The organism is Undibacterium pigrum (assembly GCF_003201815.1).
In the GTDB taxonomy this organism is placed as follows: Bacteria; Pseudomonadota; Gammaproteobacteria; order Burkholderiales; family Burkholderiaceae_D; genus Undibacterium; species Undibacterium pigrum.
Genome location: NZ_QJKB01000001.1, coordinates 63,289 through 83,642 on the forward strand (window position 1 = coordinate 63,289; position 20,354 = coordinate 83,642).

Annotated in this window: 18 protein-coding genes and 5 tRNA genes; 20 read left to right on the forward strand and 3 right to left on the reverse strand. The window is 48.5% G+C overall.

What is annotated here, in order from left to right; translation table 11 throughout:
* Positions 1 to 31 precede the first annotated feature (31 nt).
* The 17 genes from lepA to DFR42_RS28935 all read left to right on the forward strand — a co-directional run bounded on the left by lepA (position 32) and on the right by DFR42_RS28935 (position 13,779).
* On the forward strand, positions 32 to 1,825 hold the full coding sequence (gene lepA, locus DFR42_RS00295) for a translation elongation factor 4 (protein WP_110252975.1): 1,794 nt from the start codon (positions 32 to 34) through the stop codon (positions 1,823 to 1,825).
* Positions 1,822 to 2,724 (forward strand): signal peptidase I, encoded by a 903-nt coding sequence (gene lepB, locus DFR42_RS00300; protein ID WP_110252976.1) that lies wholly within the window; start codon positions 1,822 to 1,824, stop codon positions 2,722 to 2,724. Before lepA ends, lepB begins: the two co-directional genes overlap by 4 nt.
* A 31-nt stretch (positions 2,725 to 2,755) precedes the next feature.
* A complete protein-coding gene (locus DFR42_RS00305; RefSeq protein WP_245936774.1) occupies positions 2,756 to 3,163 on the forward strand; it encodes a DUF4845 domain-containing protein in 408 nt (135 codons plus the stop codon).
* 9 nt (positions 3,164 to 3,172) lie between these two features.
* Positions 3,173 to 4,093 (forward strand): ribonuclease III, encoded by a 921-nt coding sequence (gene rnc / locus DFR42_RS00310; RefSeq protein ID WP_110252977.1) that lies wholly within the window; start codon positions 3,173 to 3,175, stop codon positions 4,091 to 4,093.
* 7 nt (positions 4,094 to 4,100) lie between these two features.
* Positions 4,101 to 5,003 (forward strand): GTPase Era, encoded by a 903-nt coding sequence (era, locus tag DFR42_RS00315; protein WP_110252978.1) that lies wholly within the window; start codon positions 4,101 to 4,103, stop codon positions 5,001 to 5,003.
* Positions 5,004 to 5,011: 8 nt separating this feature from the next.
* Positions 5,012 to 5,899, forward strand: coding sequence for a DNA repair protein RecO (recO, locus tag DFR42_RS00320; protein WP_110252979.1), 888 nt, complete (start codon positions 5,012 to 5,014; stop codon positions 5,897 to 5,899).
* Complete coding sequence (gene pdxJ, locus DFR42_RS00325) at positions 5,896 to 6,666, forward strand: pyridoxine 5'-phosphate synthase (protein WP_110252980.1); 771 nt, start codon at positions 5,896 to 5,898, stop codon at positions 6,664 to 6,666. The genes recO and pdxJ overlap by 4 nt, the downstream gene beginning before the upstream one ends.
* Before the next feature lies 1 nt (position 6,667).
* Positions 6,668 to 7,069, forward strand: coding sequence for a holo-ACP synthase (acpS, locus tag DFR42_RS00330; protein WP_110252981.1), 402 nt, complete (start codon positions 6,668 to 6,670; stop codon positions 7,067 to 7,069).
* Positions 7,070 to 7,114: 45 nt separating this feature from the next.
* Positions 7,115 to 8,983 (forward strand): excinuclease ABC subunit UvrC, encoded by a 1,869-nt coding sequence (gene uvrC / locus DFR42_RS00335; RefSeq protein WP_110252982.1) that lies wholly within the window; start codon positions 7,115 to 7,117, stop codon positions 8,981 to 8,983.
* Between the two features lie 76 nt (positions 8,984 to 9,059).
* Positions 9,060 to 9,641, forward strand: a complete 582-nt coding sequence (gene pgsA / locus DFR42_RS00340) for a CDP-diacylglycerol--glycerol-3-phosphate 3-phosphatidyltransferase (RefSeq protein WP_110254163.1) — start codon at positions 9,060 to 9,062, stop codon at positions 9,639 to 9,641.
* A 92-nt stretch (positions 9,642 to 9,733) separates the two neighbouring features.
* Positions 9,734 to 9,809 (forward strand) — tRNA-Gly (locus tag DFR42_RS00345).
* Positions 9,810 to 9,860: 51 nt separating this feature from the next.
* Positions 9,861 to 9,936 (forward strand) — tRNA-Gly (locus DFR42_RS00350).
* 36 nt (positions 9,937 to 9,972) lie between these two features.
* A tRNA-Gly gene (locus tag DFR42_RS00355) sits at positions 9,973 to 10,048 on the forward strand.
* A gap of 109 nt (positions 10,049 to 10,157) precedes the next feature.
* Positions 10,158 to 10,231 (forward strand) — tRNA-Cys (locus DFR42_RS00360).
* A gap of 76 nt (positions 10,232 to 10,307) precedes the next feature.
* Positions 10,308 to 10,400, forward strand: a tRNA-Leu gene (locus DFR42_RS00365).
* 241 nt (positions 10,401 to 10,641) lie between these two features.
* Complete coding sequence (locus DFR42_RS00370) at positions 10,642 to 13,062, forward strand: ATP-binding protein (RefSeq protein WP_110252983.1); 2,421 nt, start codon at positions 10,642 to 10,644, stop codon at positions 13,060 to 13,062.
* 483 nt (positions 13,063 to 13,545) lie between these two features.
* Positions 13,546 to 13,779, forward strand: coding sequence for a hypothetical protein (locus DFR42_RS28935; RefSeq protein ID WP_146218762.1), 234 nt, complete (start codon positions 13,546 to 13,548; stop codon positions 13,777 to 13,779).
* A 178-nt stretch (positions 13,780 to 13,957) separates the two neighbouring features.
* Here the strand turns inward: DFR42_RS28935 and DFR42_RS00380 are convergent, their stop codons facing one another.
* Positions 13,958 to 15,061 carry an acyltransferase family protein gene (locus tag DFR42_RS00380; RefSeq protein ID WP_110252985.1) on the reverse strand — a complete coding sequence of 368 codons (1,104 nt, stop codon included), beginning with the start codon at positions 15,059 to 15,061 and terminating at the stop codon, positions 13,958 to 13,960.
* Between the two features lie 50 nt (positions 15,062 to 15,111).
* Positions 15,112 to 15,837, reverse strand: coding sequence for a hypothetical protein (locus DFR42_RS00385; protein WP_110252986.1), 726 nt, complete (start codon positions 15,835 to 15,837; stop codon positions 15,112 to 15,114).
* A 289-nt stretch (positions 15,838 to 16,126) separates the two neighbouring features.
* Between DFR42_RS00385 and DFR42_RS00390 the strand changes: the two genes are divergently transcribed.
* From DFR42_RS00390 to DFR42_RS00400, 3 genes are read left to right on the forward strand one after another with little or no spacing between them, the layout of a single operon-like run.
* A complete protein-coding gene (locus tag DFR42_RS00390) occupies positions 16,127 to 18,013 on the forward strand; it encodes a CHASE2 domain-containing protein (RefSeq protein ID WP_110252987.1) in 1,887 nt (628 codons plus the stop codon).
* Positions 18,010 to 18,531 carry an SH3 domain-containing protein gene (locus DFR42_RS00395; RefSeq protein WP_110252988.1) on the forward strand — a complete coding sequence of 174 codons (522 nt, stop codon included), beginning with the start codon at positions 18,010 to 18,012 and terminating at the stop codon, positions 18,529 to 18,531. Before DFR42_RS00390 ends, DFR42_RS00395 begins: the two co-directional genes overlap by 4 nt.
* A gap of 1 nt (position 18,532) precedes the next feature.
* Positions 18,533 to 19,390, forward strand: coding sequence for a M48 family metallopeptidase (locus DFR42_RS00400; RefSeq protein WP_110252989.1), 858 nt, complete (start codon positions 18,533 to 18,535; stop codon positions 19,388 to 19,390).
* An 84-nt stretch (positions 19,391 to 19,474) separates the two neighbouring features.
* Here the strand turns inward: DFR42_RS00400 and DFR42_RS00405 are convergent, their stop codons facing one another.
* A complete protein-coding gene (locus tag DFR42_RS00405) occupies positions 19,475 to 20,293 on the reverse strand; it encodes a substrate-binding periplasmic protein (protein ID WP_110252990.1) in 819 nt (272 codons plus the stop codon).
* Between the last annotated feature and the right edge of the window lie 61 nt (positions 20,294 to 20,354).

The window sequence follows — 20,354 nt, forward strand, 5'->3', positions numbered from 1 at the left end:
TCGCTTCACCTTTGTTTCTTTCGTAATTTCAATGAATAACATCCGCAATTTTTCGATTATTGCCCATATTGATCACGGCAAATCCACACTGGCAGATCGTATTATCCAGCTTTGCGGCGGCCTTTCCGACCGCGAGATGGAAGCGCAAGTGCTTGATTCCATGGATATCGAGCGTGAACGTGGTATCACTATCAAGGCCCAGACTGCTGCCTTGCATTACAAGGCCCGCGATGGTCAGATTTACAACCTGAACCTCATTGATACGCCAGGCCACGTCGATTTCAGCTATGAAGTCAGCCGTTCCCTGTCTGCTTGTGAAGGGGCCTTGCTGGTGGTCGATGCATCCCAGGGTGTGGAAGCGCAGACAGTAGCCAACTGCTACACCGCGATTGAGTTGGGGGTGGAAGTCGTACCCGTTCTGAACAAGATTGATTTGCCATCTGCTGACCCTGACAATGCTTGCCAGGAAATCGAAGAAGTCATCGGCATAGATGCTTCAGATGCGGTGCATTGCTCTGCCAAGACCGGCCTGGGTGTTGAAGATGTATTAGAGTCGCTGATCGTTAAAGTACCACCTCCACAAGGTGATCCAACTGCACCTTTGCAGGCACTGATCGTCGACTCATGGTTTGATAATTATGTAGGCGTTGTCATGCTGGTGCGTATCAAGAACGGTACGCTGCGCCCTAAAGACAAGATTTTGTTCATGGCGACCGAGGCACAGCATCTGGTTGAAAGTGTCGGTGTATTTACACCCAAGTCACTCAGTCGTACAGAATTGACTGCTGGACAGGTAGGTTTTGTCATTGCTGGTATTAAAGAATTGAAGTCTGCCAAAGTCGGCGACACGATCACTGTTGCCAATAAACCTGCTGCCGAGCCCTTGCCTGGTTTTAAAGAGGTGCAGCCTCAGGTGTTTGCTGGTTTGTTCCCGGTTGAAGCCAATCAATACGATGCCTTGCGTGACTCCCTGGAAAAACTCAAGCTCAATGATGCGGCCCTGATGTATGAACCTGAAGTGTCACAGGCGCTGGGCTTTGGCTTCCGCTGTGGTTTCCTTGGTTTGCTGCATATGGAAATCGTTCAGGAGCGCCTGGAGCGTGAATTTGACATGGACCTCATTACCACTGCGCCAACAGTGGTGTATGAAGTGGTTATGGCTGATGGCACCATTCTGATGGTGGATAATCCCTCTAAAATGCCTGAACCATCCAAGATAGAAGAAATTCGCGAGCCTATAGTCACCGTAAATCTCTACATGCCACAAGAGTATGTAGGCTCAGTCATCACCCTTTGCACACAGAAGCGCGGCGTGCAGATGGACATGAACTACCATGGTCGCCAGGTCAAGCTGACCTATGAAATGCCGATGGCCGAGATTGTGCTGGATTTCTTTGATCGCCTCAAATCCACTTCTCGTGGCTATGCTTCCATGGATTATGAATTCAAGGAAAACCGTGCCGCAGACGTTGTCAAAGTTGACATGCTGATCAACAGCGAGAAGGTTGATGCACTGGCAATTATCGTCCACAGGGCAAATAGTCATTTCCGTGGTCGCGCTGTGGCTGCCAAGATGCGTGAACTGATCCCGCGTCAGATGTTTGATGTGGCAATTCAGGCTGCTATCGGTTCCAACATCATCTCGCGTGAAAACGTCAAAGCCTTGCGTAAAAACGTTTTGGCGAAATGTTATGGTGGGGATATCAGTCGTAAGCGCAAATTGCTGGAAAAACAAAAAGCAGGTAAGAAACGCATGAAGCAGGTGGGTTCAGTAGAGATTCCGCAAGAAGCGTTTTTGGCGATTTTACAAGTGGATGAAAAATGAGTTTTCAATCAATTTTAGGCAATTTTGCTCTGATTCTGTTTGTCTTGACTATAGTGACCGGTGTCATCTGGTTCCTTGATGTCTTTGTCTTTGCCAAACAACGTCGTAAAAATGCTGACAAAGCTTTGGCTGAATATGACGCCCGGCGCACCAAACTGACCGCCGAAGGTTTGAGGCTGGAAGAAAGTACGCGCCACGAACTGGAAGCCAATTTACTCAAGCAGCCCGTCTGGATAGAGTATTCAGGCAGTTTCTTTCCAGTGATTGCGCTGGTGTTTTTCTTGCGTTCTTTCTTGTTTGAGCCATTCAAGATTCCGTCAGGTTCGATGTTGCCAACCTTGTTTATTGGTGATCTGATACTGGTGAATAAATTCACTTATGGCATACGATTGCCAGTGATTAATAAAAAAATCATTGCCATCAATGATCCACAAAGAGGGGATGTCATGGTATTTAAATACCCTGTAGACCCATCTGTAGACTATATTAAACGTGTGATCGGTGTGCCAGGTGATAAAATCGTGTATAAAAACAAGCGCTTATCAGTGAATGGTAAAGATGTTTCGTACACTAACATGCCTGATTTTCGTGATAATCTGGATTACCTCAAACATTACAAAGAAGACCTGACTGGAGTCAGCCATAGTATTCTTATCAATGAACAAAGGCCTGCCTATGTCGAGCCATATGATTTCAAGGATAAAGGACTATGTACTTATGATAATGAAGGCTTCTCCTGTACCGTACCTGCAGGACGTTATTTCATGATGGGTGATAACCGTGACAATAGTCAGGACAGCCGCTACTGGGGTTTTGTACCAGATGAAAATATTGTCGGTAAGGCATTTTTCATCTGGATGAATTTTGGTGATATCGAACGTGTCGGTAGTTTCCATTAAACTTCAATCTTTAATCAGGAACTGAATACTTATGTCTAAAAATAAACATTTTTTCATGAAAAAACAAAAAGGCATTACTTTAATTGGTCTGATTATGGCTATGGCGGTAGTGATTGTGCTTGCTATGGTTGCAATGAAAGTTGTGCCTACCGTGATTGAATATAACTCCATTAACAGAGCCATCAATAGCACAAAAAACGCTGGCTCTACGCCTGCAGAAATACAAATCGCTTTCGAGAAGCAGAGGGAAGTCGGTTATTTCGACGCTGTTACTGGTAAGGATCTGATTATCACCAGGAATACGGATGGTGGCTTCGATCTCCATTTTTCCTATGCCAAGAAAATACCTCTGGTAGGCCCTGCAAGTATCTTGATGGAGTATTCTGGTACGACTGCGAAGAATGGTGTTGTCGTTACCAAGCCTGTCAAGGCAGATTAAGTTACGCGTATGAATCAACAACTATTGCAGAAAAGGCTGGGGCACCAGTTTAGCAACCCCGCTTTGTTGCAGCAGGCTTTGACACATCGTAGTCATAGTGTTTTGCATAATGAACGTCTGGAATTTCTTGGCGACTCAGTCCTGAATTGCGTTGTCGCATCCCTGCTGTTTGACAGCTTTGCCAATATCGATGAAGGTGACTTGTCACGTGTACGTGCCAATCTGGTCAAACAACAATCGCTGTATGAAATCGCCCAGAGAATAGAGCTTTCCCAGTTCCTGCGGTTGGGCGAGGGTGAATTGAAATCCGGCGGATTCCGTCGCCCGTCTATTCTGGCTGATACGCTGGAAGCCTTGTTCGGTGCAATTTTCCTTGATGCTGGTTTTGATGCGGCACGTGAAGTTATCCGTGCCTTGTATGCGCCAGTGCTGGCAAGCGTTGATCCTACTACGCTTGGCAAGGATGCCAAGACCTTGTTGCAAGAGTTTTTGCAAAGCAAAAAAATCGCTTTGCCGCAATACAATGTGGTGGCTACCCACGGTGCTGCACACAATCAGGAATTCGAAATTGAATGCCTGGTTCCTAAACTCGAAATACAAGTTTTTGGTACTGGCGGTAGTCGTCGTGCAGGCGAGCAAGCCGCCGCAAAACTGGCGCTGGAAACAGCCCTGGCCATGTTGGTACGTTCACCTGCTGCCAAGAAATCCAAACCGCGCGCATCACAATTAAAACTGGCTGGCATTGCTACCGTACAAGGCGAGCCTGCCGCTGAAACCAAAGTACAATCTGGCAAACAAAAAAGTTTGCTGGATGCTGAAGCACCCAAGGCTGACAAGCCCAAAGCCGCTCAAAGTACGGCCAGCACGGCTGCAGCAGATGAACTGCTGACGCATGACGCACTCCCCGAGACTCACCCTAAGACTGCCTGACGACCGCATGACTGAATTAATAGACAATCCTGATTTCCGCTGTGGTTACATCGCCATCGTCGGGCGACCCAACGTCGGTAAATCGACCCTGATGAACGCCCTGATAGGCGCCAAGGTCAGTATTACCTCGCGCAAGGCACAAACTACCCGCCATCGTATTACTGGCATACAAACCAAAGACAATACCCAGTTCGTGTATATCGATACGCCAGGTTTTCAGACCCGTCATTCAAATGCATTGAACCGTACGCTGAACCGTACTGTCACCACGACCCTGACAGCGGCAGACGTGATTTTGTACATCATAGAAGCAGGTACATTTGGCCCGGCAGATCAGCAAGTGATAGAGTTGCTACCAAAGAATGTGCCTTGCATCCTCGTCATCAATAAATCAGATCGCGTCAAAGACAAGGCTGTAATGATGCCGTTTGCCCAAAAAGTGGCAGCGCTGCATAATTTCGCGGCTATCGTGCCAGTGTCGGCCACCTTGCGCTTCCAACTGGAAAACCTGGAAGGTGAAATCCGCAAATACCTGCCACTGAACCCGCCCATGTTTGGCGAAGACGATATCACTGACCGCAGCGAGAAATTCCTGGCCGCAGAAATTGTCCGTGAAAAACTGTTCCGTTTTGTTGGTGATGAGCTGCCTTACACCAGCACTGTGCTGATAGAAAAATTTGAGCAGGAAGGCAATCTGCGCCGCGTATTCGTTGCTATCCTGGTCGACAGGGACGGCCATAAATCCATGGTCATTGGTAACAAAGGCGCGCGTCTGAAAGACATCTCCACCCAGTCACGCCAGGATATGGAAAAACTGTTTGGTGGCCCCGTGTATCTGGAAATCTGGGTCAAGGTCAAATCTGGCTGGGCAGACAATGAAGCCGGTTTGCGTGCCTACGGTTACGAGTAAAACCCTCCATGGATGAGCAGGCAGTCGCCGTGCAGGAAGACAGTGTCGTAGCAAATACGGCGACTGTAGCGCAAGCGCCACCTGCTGCCAAAAAAACTGCTGCAAGACCACGCACACCTAGAGCAAACCCGGCAAGCACGGCTAGCTCAACAAGCCCGCGCGCTGCCAGCAAATCTCCCGCCAAAGACTTGCGCATACTGGAACAGCCAGGCTTTGTCCTGCATTCCTGGCCGTACAAGGAAACCAGCCTCATCATCGATGTATTGACGCGTGACCATGGCCGCATCGCCCTGGTTGCCAAAGGCGCAAAGCGCCCGCATTCGCAATTGCGTAGCGTGCTGCAGACTTTTCAGCCTCTACAACTGGGCTGGACAGGCAAGGGCGAGATACGCACGCTGACGACCGCAGACTGGGTAGGCGGCATGCTGCCACTGGAAAAATCTGCCTTGCTATGTGGTTTTTACCTTAATGAATTATTGGTCAAGTTCCTCATGCGCGATGAAGCGCACCCGGATTTGTTTGATCTCTATGTCTCGACTCTTAACCAGCTTGCTCATGATGAGCCGGCCACCATCGTCCTGCGTCGCTTTGAGCTGGCGCTACTGCGTGAGTCTGGTTTGCTGGGTGATTTGACTCGTTGTACCCAACAGCGTGAACGCGTACAGGCTGAACAGTTTTATGTGCTTGATCCTGAGCGCGGCCCCAGGCCAGCGATGCCGGCCGACAGCGTGCCCAGGGTCAGCGGCAAGACTTTGCTGGCTATGCAGCGCGGCGACTACACTGAACAAAGCACGCAATTGCAAAGCAAGTTGCTGATGCGCTTTTTGCTTGCCCATCACCTGCACGGCGCTGCACTGAACACGCGGCAAATACTGATTGATTTGCAAAATCTATGAATATCCATCAACAAAGCCAGTTGATAGAACTGGGCGTGAATATCGACCACGTTGCCACCCTGCGCAATGCGCGAGGTACGACTTACCCAGATCCTTTACAGGCCGCCTTGTTGGCAGAAGAGGCAGGTGCAGATTGCATTACCCTGCATTTGCGTGAAGACCGCAGGCATATCCGCGATGCAGACGTAGAACAGCTGCGTCCACGCATATTGACGCGCATGAACCTGGAAACCGCAGTCAATAATGAAATGCTGGATCTGGCCTGCCGCATCCTGCCGCAAGATGTTTGCCTGGTGCCAGAACGCCGTGAAGAAGTCACAACAGAAGGTGGCCTCGATGTTGCCCGTGATTTTGCCAAAGTGCAGGCCGCAGTCCGGCAATTGCAGGCGGCAGGGATACGTGTGTCACTCTTCATCGATGCAGATGAGCAGCAGATACAAGCCAGCTCAGAAGCAGGCGCAAGCGCCATAGAAATTCATACTGGCCGCTACGCTGATGCGGCTGATCCGGAATTGCAGCTGAAAGAACTGGCGCGTATATCACAAGCTGCTATCGCTGGCATACGTCATGGTTTGAAAGTGAATGCCGGACACGGCTTGCACACGACTAATACTGCTGCAATTGCCGCAATTCCGGAAATCTCAGAATTGAACATAGGCCACGCCATCGTCGCTCAGGCCCTGTTCGTAGGCTGGCAAAAAGCCATCAGCGACATGAAAGCCCTGATGGTCACGGCCCGCCTGTCGAGCTTGCATAGAGCAGCCTGACATGATCTACGGCATAGGCACTGACATCGTACAAATCTCGCGCATGCAAGAAGCCATTGCGCGTAACGGTGAACGCTTTGCTGAAAAAATCCTGGGACCAGAAGAGCTGGCGATTTATCGCGAACGCAAAGCCCTGGTTGAGGCTCGCGGCCTGCGTTATCTGGCTACCCGGTTTGCTGCAAAAGAAGCTTTTTCCAAAGCCGTAGGCATGGGCATGCGTGACCCAATGAACTGGCATGCCATGCAAACCCTGAATAACGACCAGGGCCAGCCTCAGGTGCGGGCCAACGGCAATATGCTGGCATGGATGCAGGAGCGTAATCTGAAGGCGAGTATCTCCGTCAGTGACGAAACTGATTACGCTATTGCCTTCGTCATCATCGAACTGAACAATCCCTGCTAAAGTAGCGACTTCTACCTTCTTCCGGCGCCGCAGATTGATTGCATCATGAACGAACCAAATATCTCAGAAGCACGCCAGCAAGTGCTCGATCTGGTTGCCAAATTGCCCAACCTGCCGGGTGTGTACCGCTATTTTGATAGCAATGACCAGGTGCTGTACGTGGGCAAGGCACGTGATTTAAAAAAACGCGTCTCCAGCTATTTTCTCAAAAACCTCTCCAGCCCGCGTATCGCTATGATGGTAGAGAAAATCGCCAAACTGGAAACCACAGTCACCCGCAGCGAAGCCGAAGCACTGATCCTTGAAAATAATCTCATCAAGGCATTAAAGCCGCGCTACAACATCCTGTTTCGTGATGACAAGTCTTATCCATACCTGAAAATCACCACAGAAAAAACGCCGCGCATGATGTATTACCGTGGTGCGATAGACAAAAAACATCAGTACTTTGGGCCATTCCCATCCGGCTGGGCGGTTAAGGAGTCAATGCAGATTTTGCAGAAAGTCTTTTTGCTGCGCAGTTGCGAAGACAGTGTGTTTGCCAATCGCACCCGGCCATGCCTGCTGCACCAGATCGGCCGCTGCAGCGCACCTTGCGTCAAGATTATTGCGCCAGAAGACTACCAGCAAGACGTCAATAATGCCGCCGACTTTTTGCGTGGCCGCCAGCTCGAAGTCATGCAGACTCTGGAAAAAAAGATGCTGGACTTTTCCATGGAGCTCAAATTCGAGCAGGCAGCCGCAGTACGCAATCAAATGCAGGCCTTGTCCAAAGTCTTGCACCAGCAAAGCATGGAAACTGCAGGCGATGTCGATATCGACATTCTGGCCGTGGTAGTGGAGGGCGGTCGCGCCTGCGTCAACCTGGCCATGGTCAGGGGCGGGCGGCATCTGGGTGACCGGGCCTATTTCCCCACCCATGTTGATGATGCGGTCAGCGTCGCAGAAAATGAAATCGAAGTCGAGGTCATCTCTGCCTTTCTGGCGCAGCACTATGTTGACCAATTCATCCCGTCCACACTGGTCATGAATGTAGAACTCGATGCGCCTGATCTCATGCTGGCGCTGGCTGAGCAATGTGGTCACCGCATCAATCTGTCCTTCCAGCCACAGGAGCAACGCCGTGCCTGGCTGGACATGGCCGTCAAGGGAGCCAAACTGGCACTGGCGCGCATGCTGTCCGAGCAAGGCTCGCAACAGGCGCGTACACGAGCCCTGGCAAGCGTGCTGGAGCTCGAGGTAGAAAACCTCGAAGAGCTGCGTGTAGAGTGTTTTGACATCAGTCACACCCAGGGCGAAGCCACCCAGGCATCCTGCGTGGTGTTCCATCATCACGCCATGCAAAACAGTGAATATCGCCGTTTCAATATCAAGGACATTACCGGCGGCGATGATTATGCCGCCATGCGTCAGGTATTGTTCCGTCGCTATGAAAAAGTAGCTAACAGTGACGAGAGTAACGAGCGTCGCATGCCAGATATTGTCCTCATCGACGGTGGTAAAGGCCAGGTGGAAATTGCGCGCCAAGTTTTTGTCGAGCTCGGCCTGGATATCAGCCTCATCGTTGGTGTTGCCAAAGGCGAGGGCCGCAAGGTAGGCCTCGAAACCCTGGTGTTCGTCGATGGCCGAACAGAAAAGGAACTGGGCAAGGAATCTGCCGCCCTCATGCTGATCGCCCACATCCGCGATGAAGCACATCGCTTTGCCATTACCGGCATGCGTGCCAAACGCGACAAGGCCAGACAGACTTCGCAACTGGAAGAGATAGAGGGCATAGGCCCAAAACGCCGCCAGCGCCTGCTGGTGCGTTTTGGGGGCTTAAAAGGTGTCAGCGATGCCAGCGTCGCTGATTTGGCCAGTGTCGAAGGTATTTCCCGTCAATTGGCAGAAGAAATTTACAAGCGGCTGCGATAGAGAAATATAATTGCGTCAGGCGCTGGCATTGTAGGCAGCGAGCCTGATGCATAAACCGAATAAAAACCAAAAAGACATGCCTTTCAATTTCCCTATCCTGCTGACCTGGCTACGTGTCGCGCTGATACCGCTGGTTGTCGGTGTTTTTTATTTGCCAGACCTCTGGCTCAGCCCCTTTGAAAAAGGCATGGCATCCACCACGATTTTTATCGTCGCCGCAGTCACTGACTGGTTTGATGGCTTCCTGGCACGCAGGTGGAACCAGACATCCTCATTCGGTGCCTTCCTGGACCCCGTGGCCGACAAACTCATGGTTGCCGGTGCCTTGCTGGTGCTGGTGCAACTAGACCGCGTTAACGCCGTGATTGCCTTTGTCATCATCGGTCGTGAAATTACCATCTCTGCCTTGCGCGAATGGATGGCGCAGATAGGCGCATCCAAGTCAGTCGCAGTCAGCTCGTTGGGCAAGATCAAGACCACAGCACAAATGGTCGCCATTCCCATGCTGCTGTATTACGACATGCTGTTTGGTGTTGATACCAAGATGCTCGGCTCCTGGTTATTGCTGGTGGCCGCCGTGCTGACAGTCTGGTCCATGTTCTATTACCTGCGCAAGGCATGGCCTTTAATCAAGGAAACTACCGACAGAATGGGTTAAGCGTGGGGTAGTGGTGTAATAAGTATGTAATGATCTTGGAATGGGTAGTTGACAGAATGGCTGGATGATATATAATTCTGGTCTTTCGCGATGCGGGAGTAGCTCAGTTGGTAGAGCGCAACCTTGCCAAGGTTGAGGTCGAGAGTTCGAGACTCTTCTCCCGCTCCAAAGTTTTTGGAATGGCAGCGAAAAGCAGTAAAGCAGCACGGTAGTAAAAATGCGGGAGTAGCTCAGTTGGTAGAGCGCAACCTTGCCAAGGTTGAGGTCGAGAGTTCGAGACTCTTCTCCCGCTCCAAAATGGCGTAGTACCTGAAGTATCAGCAGCACATCTGCGGGAGTAGCTCAGTTGGTAGAGCGCAACCTTGCCAAGGTTGAGGTCGAGAGTTCGAGACTCTTCTCCCGCTCCAGATTCTGAAGGGAAGCAAGGCTTCCCTTTTTTGTTCAAGTTGCACCGCATTTCAGCAATCATCAAGCGTGATAAAATCACATTGGGCGATTAGCAGAGATAGCACCCCTGGCGGGGTAGCAAAGTGGTTATGCAGCGGCCTGCAAAGCCGTAGACGCCGGTTCGATCCCGACCCCCGCCTCCAAATACAAAAAGCGCTTTTAGAGCGCTTTTTTTCCAGAACCCGACTTAGCGTTTCGCTAAGCAGGTTGTAGTAGTGGGCCCGAGTGGTGAAACTGGTAGACACATCGGACTTAAAATCCGCCGCTTCGTTAATAGCGGGCGTGCCGGTTCGATTCCGGCCTCGGGCACCACATACTTTCCTTGATAGTAACCTCTATCGCTGCATTTCCTCGCTTTAATTCCGCAAAGCTTGTTTTGATTTAAATTTGTTGAGCGCCGCGAACGAGCAATTATTCTGGTGACAGATATCGTTTCTTTGTGTAAGTTTTTTATTGAATAAATCAAGGCAACGTAAAAAATTGTCAATTTAATTATTTGTTAAATAAAATCGATATAATCTTTTTATTAACTTTTAAATTGATATGCGTTGAAATGAAAACATACTTTGATACTCAAGTTGAAGAAATCACTAAGTGTGCCTCCGACATTGAGCGCCGAGTCCGAATAGTTTCATGTTTTCGGATGCTAATGCAGCAGATTACATACGGGTTACTTGAGTGGATTACATATCAAAAACCTGTGCCAGAAATGTATCCTGACCAATCAATTGTTTATGCTTTGCGTGTGCCAGCGGACGGGACTTTAGTCGATGGCTTAGAGGCAATGCTCGTGTCATGTGAACGAATGGGATGGGCTGGAATAGCTAGAGTCTTGAACAAGAGCGTGGAGCACAGACCGGCCAGTAGGTTATGCACAAATTTTCAGAAAACTCTAAAAGGACTTCTTAGAGCAGTCGTGTTTTTAAGGAACGATGGAGCCGAAGGACATGGCCTTGTTGGAGGTTATGATCCTACAGCAGAAATTGATGCGTTGCGTTTTATTTTAGATTGTTTGGCTAGTGTAACTCCAGTCATAGATAACGTGACTGGCAAAGCTTCTATCGATAATGGTTCTGTTAAAGTTATTCTAAATCTCATTCGAAGCAGTAATGGAAAACCTGCACTCATACGTAAGATACAGATTCTTTCTCAAGACAGAGTTCGTGTGCACTGCCAAATTGATACAGGGGGCAATACTAGAGATGAGCTAAAGTTTGAGACATTAAATCCATTTAAATATGTATCTGGAAATCATCAACCAACCTTGTCTATTCGGGAAAATAGCTGGGAGCCATTATGTTACCTGCCAGATAGAATTACAGATTCATTTACTGGCAGAGAAAGTCAAATTAAAGATTTATTGGACTGGATAAATGATGTGGAGTCACGAGCATGTTTAATATATGGAGATGGAGGGTTCGGAAAGACTACGCTAGCTTTAGAGTTTCTCAACAGAATGCTGGATGATGACTTGCAAGTCGAATCTCGTCCAACAATAATAGTTTTTTATACTGCAAAACGGTGGCAATGGAGTTTGGATGGTTTGCAGGCTGTTGGAGCTGGTCAACCACATCTATTAGAACTTCTCGCATTCATTTATACCTTGCTTTTTGGTGAGTACCCTTCCCCAGATTTTTACACTAGTGAGCTAACTAAAGCTACTCAGAACTTGCAGCGAAAAATCAAAGAAGAGTTAAAGTTAGATCGACAGGAAATATTAATTGTTATTGATAATGCTGAAACATTGATTGAAAATGATGCGGAACGAATAACTCTTGGTAAAGAAATAAAAGAGATTTCAAGAAGAATAGCCAGAATAATTCTAACATCTAGACGGCACGAACATATTGAAGCGTCTCCAATTGGTATTGATGTATTTGATGAGACGGAAGCAATTCATTTTTTACGCGATAGAGCAAATAAACTTCAAATTAAACCCTTACTAAGGGCAAAAGATGAGGATATTCTAAATGCATTGAAAAAACTGGAGCGGAGACCATTGGTACTGGAGGCCTTCGCAAATTCCTTTTTAGATCCCTCAATAACAAGAATTGATCAAGCAGCTACTCGCATTGGTAATATGCTACGTGAAGATTTAGGTAATTTCCTATTTGCTGATGCTTGGTCGCGGCTAAATCAGAGCGTAAGAAGACTCCTTCTATTAATGGCTCGCGTTGCGGATGTTCACGATGGGCAATCACTAAAAATATGCTGTGATGTTTTGGGTATTACTGTTCAAGATGCGCAGACAGCACTTGAAGAAACTGGTGGTATAGCCTCTTTAATCATTTTTAAAGGAGATCTCCAATTAACTTTTTCAAAAAATTTCCTTGACTATGCTTTTGAAAAAACTGAATTGCTTTCGGATGGAACAAGGAGCCCAAGCGAATCTGAATTAAACCGAGCTCGAACTGAATACTCAAGTTTTATCAGAGGGAGTCGCCTCTATTCAGGAGATCGAATTGCGGCTGCGTTCAGAACACCATTGGCTAAAGCAGCTCATAGAGCAAGATACGAGGGAAAGTTAGAGGAAAGTAAGCGACTATATGAGTCAGCTTCAATGGTCGATAGCACTAATGGATGGTTGTGGGATCGATATGCCTATTTTCTGTTTCATGATATTCGAGACAATGAGGCAGCGCTTCATAAGGCAAAAAAGGCAGTTGAATTTCTGCCAAATGAAGGGGAGGTATGGTTAACGCAAGGCATAATTGAGGCGAGGTTGGGAGACATTCGTGCTTGCGAACTTTCAGTGACGAAAGCTGAAAAACTTGGAGTTGCGTGGCAGCGCTGCTCAGTTCAGAGAGCATGGGCATATTTGAAAGCGAAACCGAGTCAGTTGGGGCTCGCAGATAAAGAACTGGTTAGGCTGAAAGCTTATAGTGAATTGCATGTTCACGATCTTAGAATAAAAGAAGAGTTACGATTGTTAGAGGCTAGGAAGAGTTCTATTTCTCTGAAACTTAATCGTTAATGTGAAACTGCAAAAAACATGAACTCCTTGTTCAATCGGCAGAGTTTCTAATATTGGATTACAAAACTATTGTGTCTGTACTTATTTCGAATGTATTTTGCTGCGACAAATTTTACCTTGGTATCAGCGTTGCTTGATCTGAAAAATGCTTGTCATTGGTCTATTTGTCGCTTTCTTGGCAAAGGTGATAGGAAGTTAGTCTTACATTATATGGATGTGTTAATTCTGCCGTCATCGAAAGTCATGTCGCGACTTGCTTGAGTTTGCTGGCTTGCACCCTGAAACCAGCAAATAGGTAACCTCGTATTGGTGTCTATATCTCGTTTGCCTAATTCCACTCTTATCCGCACGAGGGAGGCTAGCGGTAGGATCAGGTAAGGCTGTTCCTGCCACATCGACTTTTGCGATTTCATTGTGTTTTAGGGAATTAACATTACACTATGTGACGAGCAATTCTAAACTGATACGAAAAAGGTGATAGAAATGGAATCTATGCATGAAGTTCTGACTTTAAATTTTAAATCCTCGACAGACGACAAAAAAAATGCGGTAACAATTCACATGAAAAGTGGAATATCCCATTTCGGCTACGTCAGGGAAATAAGTGATGCGTCGAAAATTGTAAAAATTCGCTTAGTTAATCCAAGTGGAAAATCATTTCAAGATGCCTATCTGGATATCAGTAGTATTGAATCAATTCTGGCAACTTCTGTTTAATAGTTATCGTAGCGCAGGTGTATGGCTACCGGGGTCAGGAGTGTGAACGCGCAGTTCCTGGACTTTCGCATTTTCAGACGACAATCAGATTTCTCTTGTGAGCACTACTATTCAATAGTCACGTCAGCGAGATTGGGATTTGTTTATCTGACACATGCTTTGCTGCTGTGATACATGATCAATTTGCCTGTGCTTGCTGGCCCAGGCTTGGAAACCAATGCGCTCGTATCCGCATAAACGGCGTCTCCACCAAGCGATATAGCAGCCATCCACCAAACACCCCCGCAGCAGTCACCAGAACAATAGTCAGCGGTGCGCTCGCATTCACGTGCCGTTTGGCTAACTGTTCACCAATCAGCATGAATACAGGCTTATGCACCAGATAGACAGCATACGACCACAGCGCCAGTTGCGCGGCACCTGGCAGGCGCAGGCGGTGCAGGTAGCTGTTAGGGCTGAGGGCGGCCAGGGTGAGGATGGCGAAGCTGATGGCGATGAGTGAAAAGCCCATTGAGTTGACGATCATCAGCTTGTTGTAGTCGTCGCTGTTGATGCAGTACAGGGTGCAGCCAGTGGCTAGCAGGCCTGTGATAAGCAGGGCCTGGCCGTGTCGCATGAGCCTTTCGTATAAGCTCGTATGAAAATTCTTAAGCATGGCGATGGCGACACCGGGGAGTAGCTCGTCAAAGCGGCCAAAGCTGGAGTAATAGACTTGCGCATCAAATGCTGGATGACCGTCCATAAATGCCATGCCACGAAATAGCATACCGCCGCCTATCGCTGCGATGAGCAGGCCCCAGGCCAGCCACAGCGGGCTTTTGAGTCTGACCAGGATGAAGCTGACTATGGGCAGTATCAGATAAAACTGTTCTTCTATGCACAGCGACCATGAATGGGTGAAGGTTTGCCCGTATTCCAGGCCTATGTTTTGGGTGAATGTAAGGAACTGCCATAGCGGTGAAGTGCTGCGCCCGGCCAGTGCCGTCGGAAAAATAAAATAGGCAGCCAGCACGACATAGTAATTGGGCAGGGTACGTAACAGGCGTCTGGCGAAAAAATTCTTTAGCGACAGCGCTTGCCCCTTGGCTACGGCAGACATGATCTGGTTGCCTATGAGGTAGCCACTCAGTACAAAAAATAAATCGACGCCTGCCCAGCCTATGTCGCCAGCAAAACCAAAGGTTTGCTTCCTGCTGACAAAGCCACAGTAGTGCGACATTAATACCAGCAATATGGCGAAGGCGCGCAGGGTGTCCAGGCCGTTGATTCTTTTAGCTTGCATGAAATAAATTGTTTATACCTAAAGCATGGCCGCGATGCGGGGAGGGTCCTTTATTTTCCTGCTTTGCAGATGCGCAAATTGGTACGTGTCGCCTTGATCATGGACAAATATTTTTGATTGTATTCGTCAGTGCATCTGTCGCAATTATTGATGATCGCATTGTCTGCCATTGCGGCTTCTTCGGCGAGGGACTGTAGTGTCGTCATGCAGCGGTCTGGCATTTGCAATTTGTATTGCACCAGGGCCAGGTCATTACGCAACCAGCCCATTTCCAGAGGTTCAAGGATTTTGCCGCAATTGACAAAGACAGGGTCCAGCTTGGCCATGGCTGCTGAATACTCTTTTTTGTCGTACAAGGCTTTGAATTCTTTTCTTGCCTGGCTACGTTCAGGGGCAGTGCAGCCTGGTGGTTTGAAATACAGGTTGGTAATGCTGGCCAGTTCGCAATAATTTTGTTCGCAAATGTCTATCGTTCCATCAACTTCAATATCGTTCTTTTTTTGAGTGAAGCGTAAAAGACAGTTTTGTTTCATGCCGCTTTTGCGTAGTGTTGCTTTGCCAGCGATGATCTCGCCTTTCATTAAACACGAACCTTCGCCATGAGACTCAAGACTGAAGATGAGTTTGCCTGCACTGTTAGTGGTGATATTCAGTTTGCTATAAGCCGCCTCACTGAGATATTCGCCTGGGGTAATCTGCTGTGCCTGTGAATATAAAGACAGGCTGCTCAACACGACTAGCAGGCAAAATTGTAAGGGACGATGGAAAGCGGTCATAGCGAGTTTTGAAGATGGAGGAAATGAGAAATCGGGCCTGTGCCCATTCGTAAAGTGCACAAGGCGGCGGTATCATATCAGAACTGTTTTGCTGCAGGCCTGGAAACTGGATTGTGTGCTTTAGTCTGGCATCAGACGGTTTGTGCGCTTGTTTGTGTGGCTTGTGGCATACACATTCATATTGCTTGTTGTATTTTTGATTATTTGTCTTTGCTGCTGGGCAAACGTATGGAAAATTGCAGGTAAACTCGCTCAACACATATCACCAGTATTACTTCTATCCTGCGGCATGCTCAAAAAACTTTTCCCCTTCATCAATAGTGCCACTTTGCGCTGGTATGCCACGCTGACTTTGTTTCTTGTGACTGTCATGGGTGTTGAGCTGTTTGGCCTGCATTTGCTGGCGACGACAGAGTCACGTCTCGGTGATGTTTATCTGCGCCGTCATGCCCCTGCTTACCAGCCTGATCCCGATATTGTGATTGTGGATATTGACGATGCCAGTATGTTGGGTATGCAAAAGATAGCGGGCTTGTGGGTGTGGAAGCGTGAAATTCACGGTTTTTTGCTGGAGGCGCTTGCGGGGTTTTCTCCAAGGGCAGTGGTGTTCGATATCAGTTTTCAGGAGCGTGATCTGGCAGCGCCCAAGAGCGATGCATTTTTATCGGATCAGATCAGGGATTTTCCTCATACCTATCAGCAGGTGCTGATGCTACAAGATACTAAAAGCAATGCGACTGTAGCTTTGGCAGAGCTGGCTGACGCATTTGCCGTTCGTCAGCCAGGTAAAGCGAATGCCAGGCTCAGCATGCAACTGCCTCTGGCAATTGAGCGCAATGCCTGGCGTCTGGGGTTGGTGAACAGCATCAACGATGCAGATGGCGTGGTGCGGCGCTATCGCCTGTATTCTGATATTGATGGCTGGCGTTTGCCTTCATTGCCTGCACGGGTGGCGGCAGATCTGGGTGGCCAGCTGCCGCCTGGCACTGACTTTCAAATGTTCTGGCCAGCACTGGGACACAAGCGTTTTTCCTATGCAGATTTGTTCAAGATATTGACCGAGCAACGTCCAACTTTGACAGCAGAGCAAGCTACTGAACTGGACAAATTATTTCGCAATAAAATCATTATCATCGGCTCTTCTGCGGCTGGTTTGTTTGATCATCACCTGACACCGCTGGAGCCTGGTTATCCTGGTGTCGATATTTTGGCGGTGGCTTTGGATAACCTCAAAAATGGCCGGAGTATACGGCGTGTAGCGCCTGGCTGGCCCATGCTGGCCGGGGTGATGATGATCTCCTTGCTGGTGCTTGCTTTCCGGCAGCGCCTACATCCCGGCCTCACTGGCGGTTCTTTGCTGATATTGTCACTGGTGGCAGTGTATCTGGCAGACCAGATGGTAACTCATCACTGGATGTTGCCAATAGTAACTCCTCTCATCTTTGCCTGGACCTGGTTTTTGTCGGCAGCCCTTGCCGGATACCTGCGTGAGCGCCGCACTCGTGATCGCACAGTGTCACTGTTTGGCCGCTTTCTTAATCCTGATGTGGTACGCAAGATAGTTGATCATGGCGAGACGGTAGAAAGTCTCTCTGGCCAGATGCGCCTTATCACCGTGTTGTTTTCTGACATACGTGGCTTTACTACGCTGGCAGAAAGCAAGGCTCCGCAAGATGTAGTGAATATTCTCAACCGTTATTTTGAGCGGCAGGTAGAGGTTGTCTGGAAGCACGGCGGCACACTGGATAAATATATAGGCGATTGCATCATGGCTTTTTGGGGCGCACCTATGGATGACCCCGAGCACGCCAGCCATGCTGTGGCAGCGGCCCTGGAAATGCAGGAAAACCTGCTTGCCTTCAGGCAAGAACTGCTTGCAGAAGATGCAGACCTGGTGGACTTTGACGTTGGCATCGGTGTACACACCGGAACGGCTGTGGTAGGCTTTATTGGTGCCAAACGCAAGCTTGATTACACCGCTATTGGCGATAACGTCAATCTCGCCAGTCGGGTTGAGGGCTTGACCAAAGGCATTGCCAGGGCCCTGGTGACCAAAGAAACCATGCTGGCCTGTGGCGACAATGCTGATTTCACTTTCAGTTTGCGCGGCTTGTTTGCCGTCAAGGGCCGGGCTGCTGAAGTCGAATTGTATGAACCTCTGAGGAAGAACGAATGAAAATACCGTTTTTTATGATCGCTGTTCTGCTGGCGGGCAATGTGATGGCCGATTCAGCGACGACATCACAATCCACCGATCTAATGGATAAGGCCAGCCTGGATGCGACCGTGATCCGCACATTGGCAAGCCAGACCAGAGTTGAATTACTGCAGGTTGGGGGGGCATGGACGAATGTCAAGACCTCCTCTGGTCAGGCAGGATGGGTGAAGCTGACCGCCTTGCGCTTTGATGCCAGCCCAGGTAGCAATGCTGCGCCTGTTTCTGGCGGCAATGGGTTTAATGCTTTGCTGACGGGTGGGCGTACTTCGAATACAGGCTCGGTTGGTACAGGTGTCAAAGGTCTGGATAAGGAAGACTTGCGCCGCGCTTCACCGAATTATTCTGAACTACAGAAAATGCAAGCCAATGCTGTCAGCAAGGACAGTGCGCGTAGCTTTGCGCAAAGGTCCAATTTGCCAGCAGTAAATGTAGAGTACATGGATCAAAACAACACTGGCAAGCGGGGGAATAATTAATATGCGCGCTACAAAAAAAATACTGATCGCCAGCCTCATTATTGCACTCTCTGGTTCTGCATTTGCGCAGCTTGGTGACCTCTTCAATAAATTGCCTGGCAACGTAAAAACTCTTGCTGAGGGGGCAAAAAATCTGGTGGATAAAACCAAGGAAATTGATGAGCCCAAAGAAATTGCCTTGGGCAATGAATTTGCGGCCAGTTTATTGGGTGCAAAGCCTTTGTTGAATGACCCAGCTTTGCAGCGCTATGTAAATACATTGGGCCGCTGGCTGGCTTCGCAAACTGAAAGGCCAGATTTGCCGTGGACATTCGCTGTGCTTGATGATGTCGGTTTCAATGCTTTTGCTACGCCTGGTGGTAATATTTTTGTGACCAGAGGTTTGTTGGCGCGCATGCGCAGCGAATCTGAATTGGCAGGTGTGCTAGCACACGAGATTGCTCATGTATTACGTAAGCATCATTTGAATGCGATTCGTAATGCGGGTGGTGTGGGAGTGTTTGCTGATCTTGCAGCATCCCAGCTTAAATGGGATGCTAATCTTAAGACTTTTGCAGCCAATGTTTTTAAAGATTTGTATGCAAAAGGTCTCGACAAGGCAGATGAATATGACGCTGATCGTGTGGGTGTCGTGATTGCCGCACGTGCAGGTTTTGACCCCTATGGATTGCCTGCTGTAATACAAACCTTGCAGTCACAAAGTGCCCAGGATAATAATTTTACTCTGCAGTTTGAAACCCATCCTTCGCCGGCGGACCGCCTGGATAGCCTGGACAAAGCCATGCGCAATCGCTTTGAATCGACTAACGGTTCTCAGGGGCGTCCGTTTAATGAACGTGTCAAAGAATTCAGTCGTTGATCGATTAAGTACTGAATGAAAAACGCCGCACCAGTTTCAACTGATGCGGCGTTTTTTTATGATGAACTGATAATCACAAAACTGCTAGTAAAATTTTGCCAGTACTTTCGGTAGCTTACCGTTCGCCGTTCCTTTGCGTATCACCGCATTCAATTTATCCATCTCTGCTTCGTATTTGCCATTTGCTGCGGCGAAATGGGTAGTGTCGTAAAACACAGGTTTGGCAGAAACATAGAAGGTCTTGCCTGTCAGTTCAGGGTCGTTGAAGCTGGGCACTAGCTGGTCGCGCAGGTAGGCTTCTACCTGGCTTGCGCGTTGCAACTGGCGCACTGGCCAGAGCATGATGTCGCTGCGGCGGTTCATCAGTTTTTTAAAGCGGGCGGCAGATGAGGCAGAATCTTCCTGTACCTGGAACACAACATTTTTGGCCTTTTCAAAATCCATGCCGTGACTAAAGCCGCGGCCTACACTGACAGTTTTGCCGCGCAAGTCTTCCACTGTTTGAAAGTTGGGGCGAGGGTCGCCATACGTAATCGCCCAGATTTTTTCACTGACGACGGGGATGGAAAAGTGATAGAGCTGCAGCCGTTCTGGGGATCTGGAAATGCCAAAAATAATACCTTCGCCATTTTGCGCCATGAGCTGAGCACGGTTCCAGGGCAATATCTGTTTGTCAAATTGAATGCCGGATTCATGCTCAAAATAAATGAGGATGTCTTCCAGATCGCGATCCAGCGGCAAGGGCCGGCCATGGATGTCCAGGTTTTCTTGCAGGAAGAGTTTGATGATGGGTTTGATGGCTGGTTTGCTTGTGCCAGTTTTTGCCGTTGCGGCAAATACAGACGAGTGAGCAAATGCTGACAATAAGAGAAGGCAGATAAACTGTTTAAAGCGGTGCAACATAGGTGGTCTCGACGACAGTTCAACTGCCAATTGGTATTTCTAAAAAAATGTTGCAATGAAG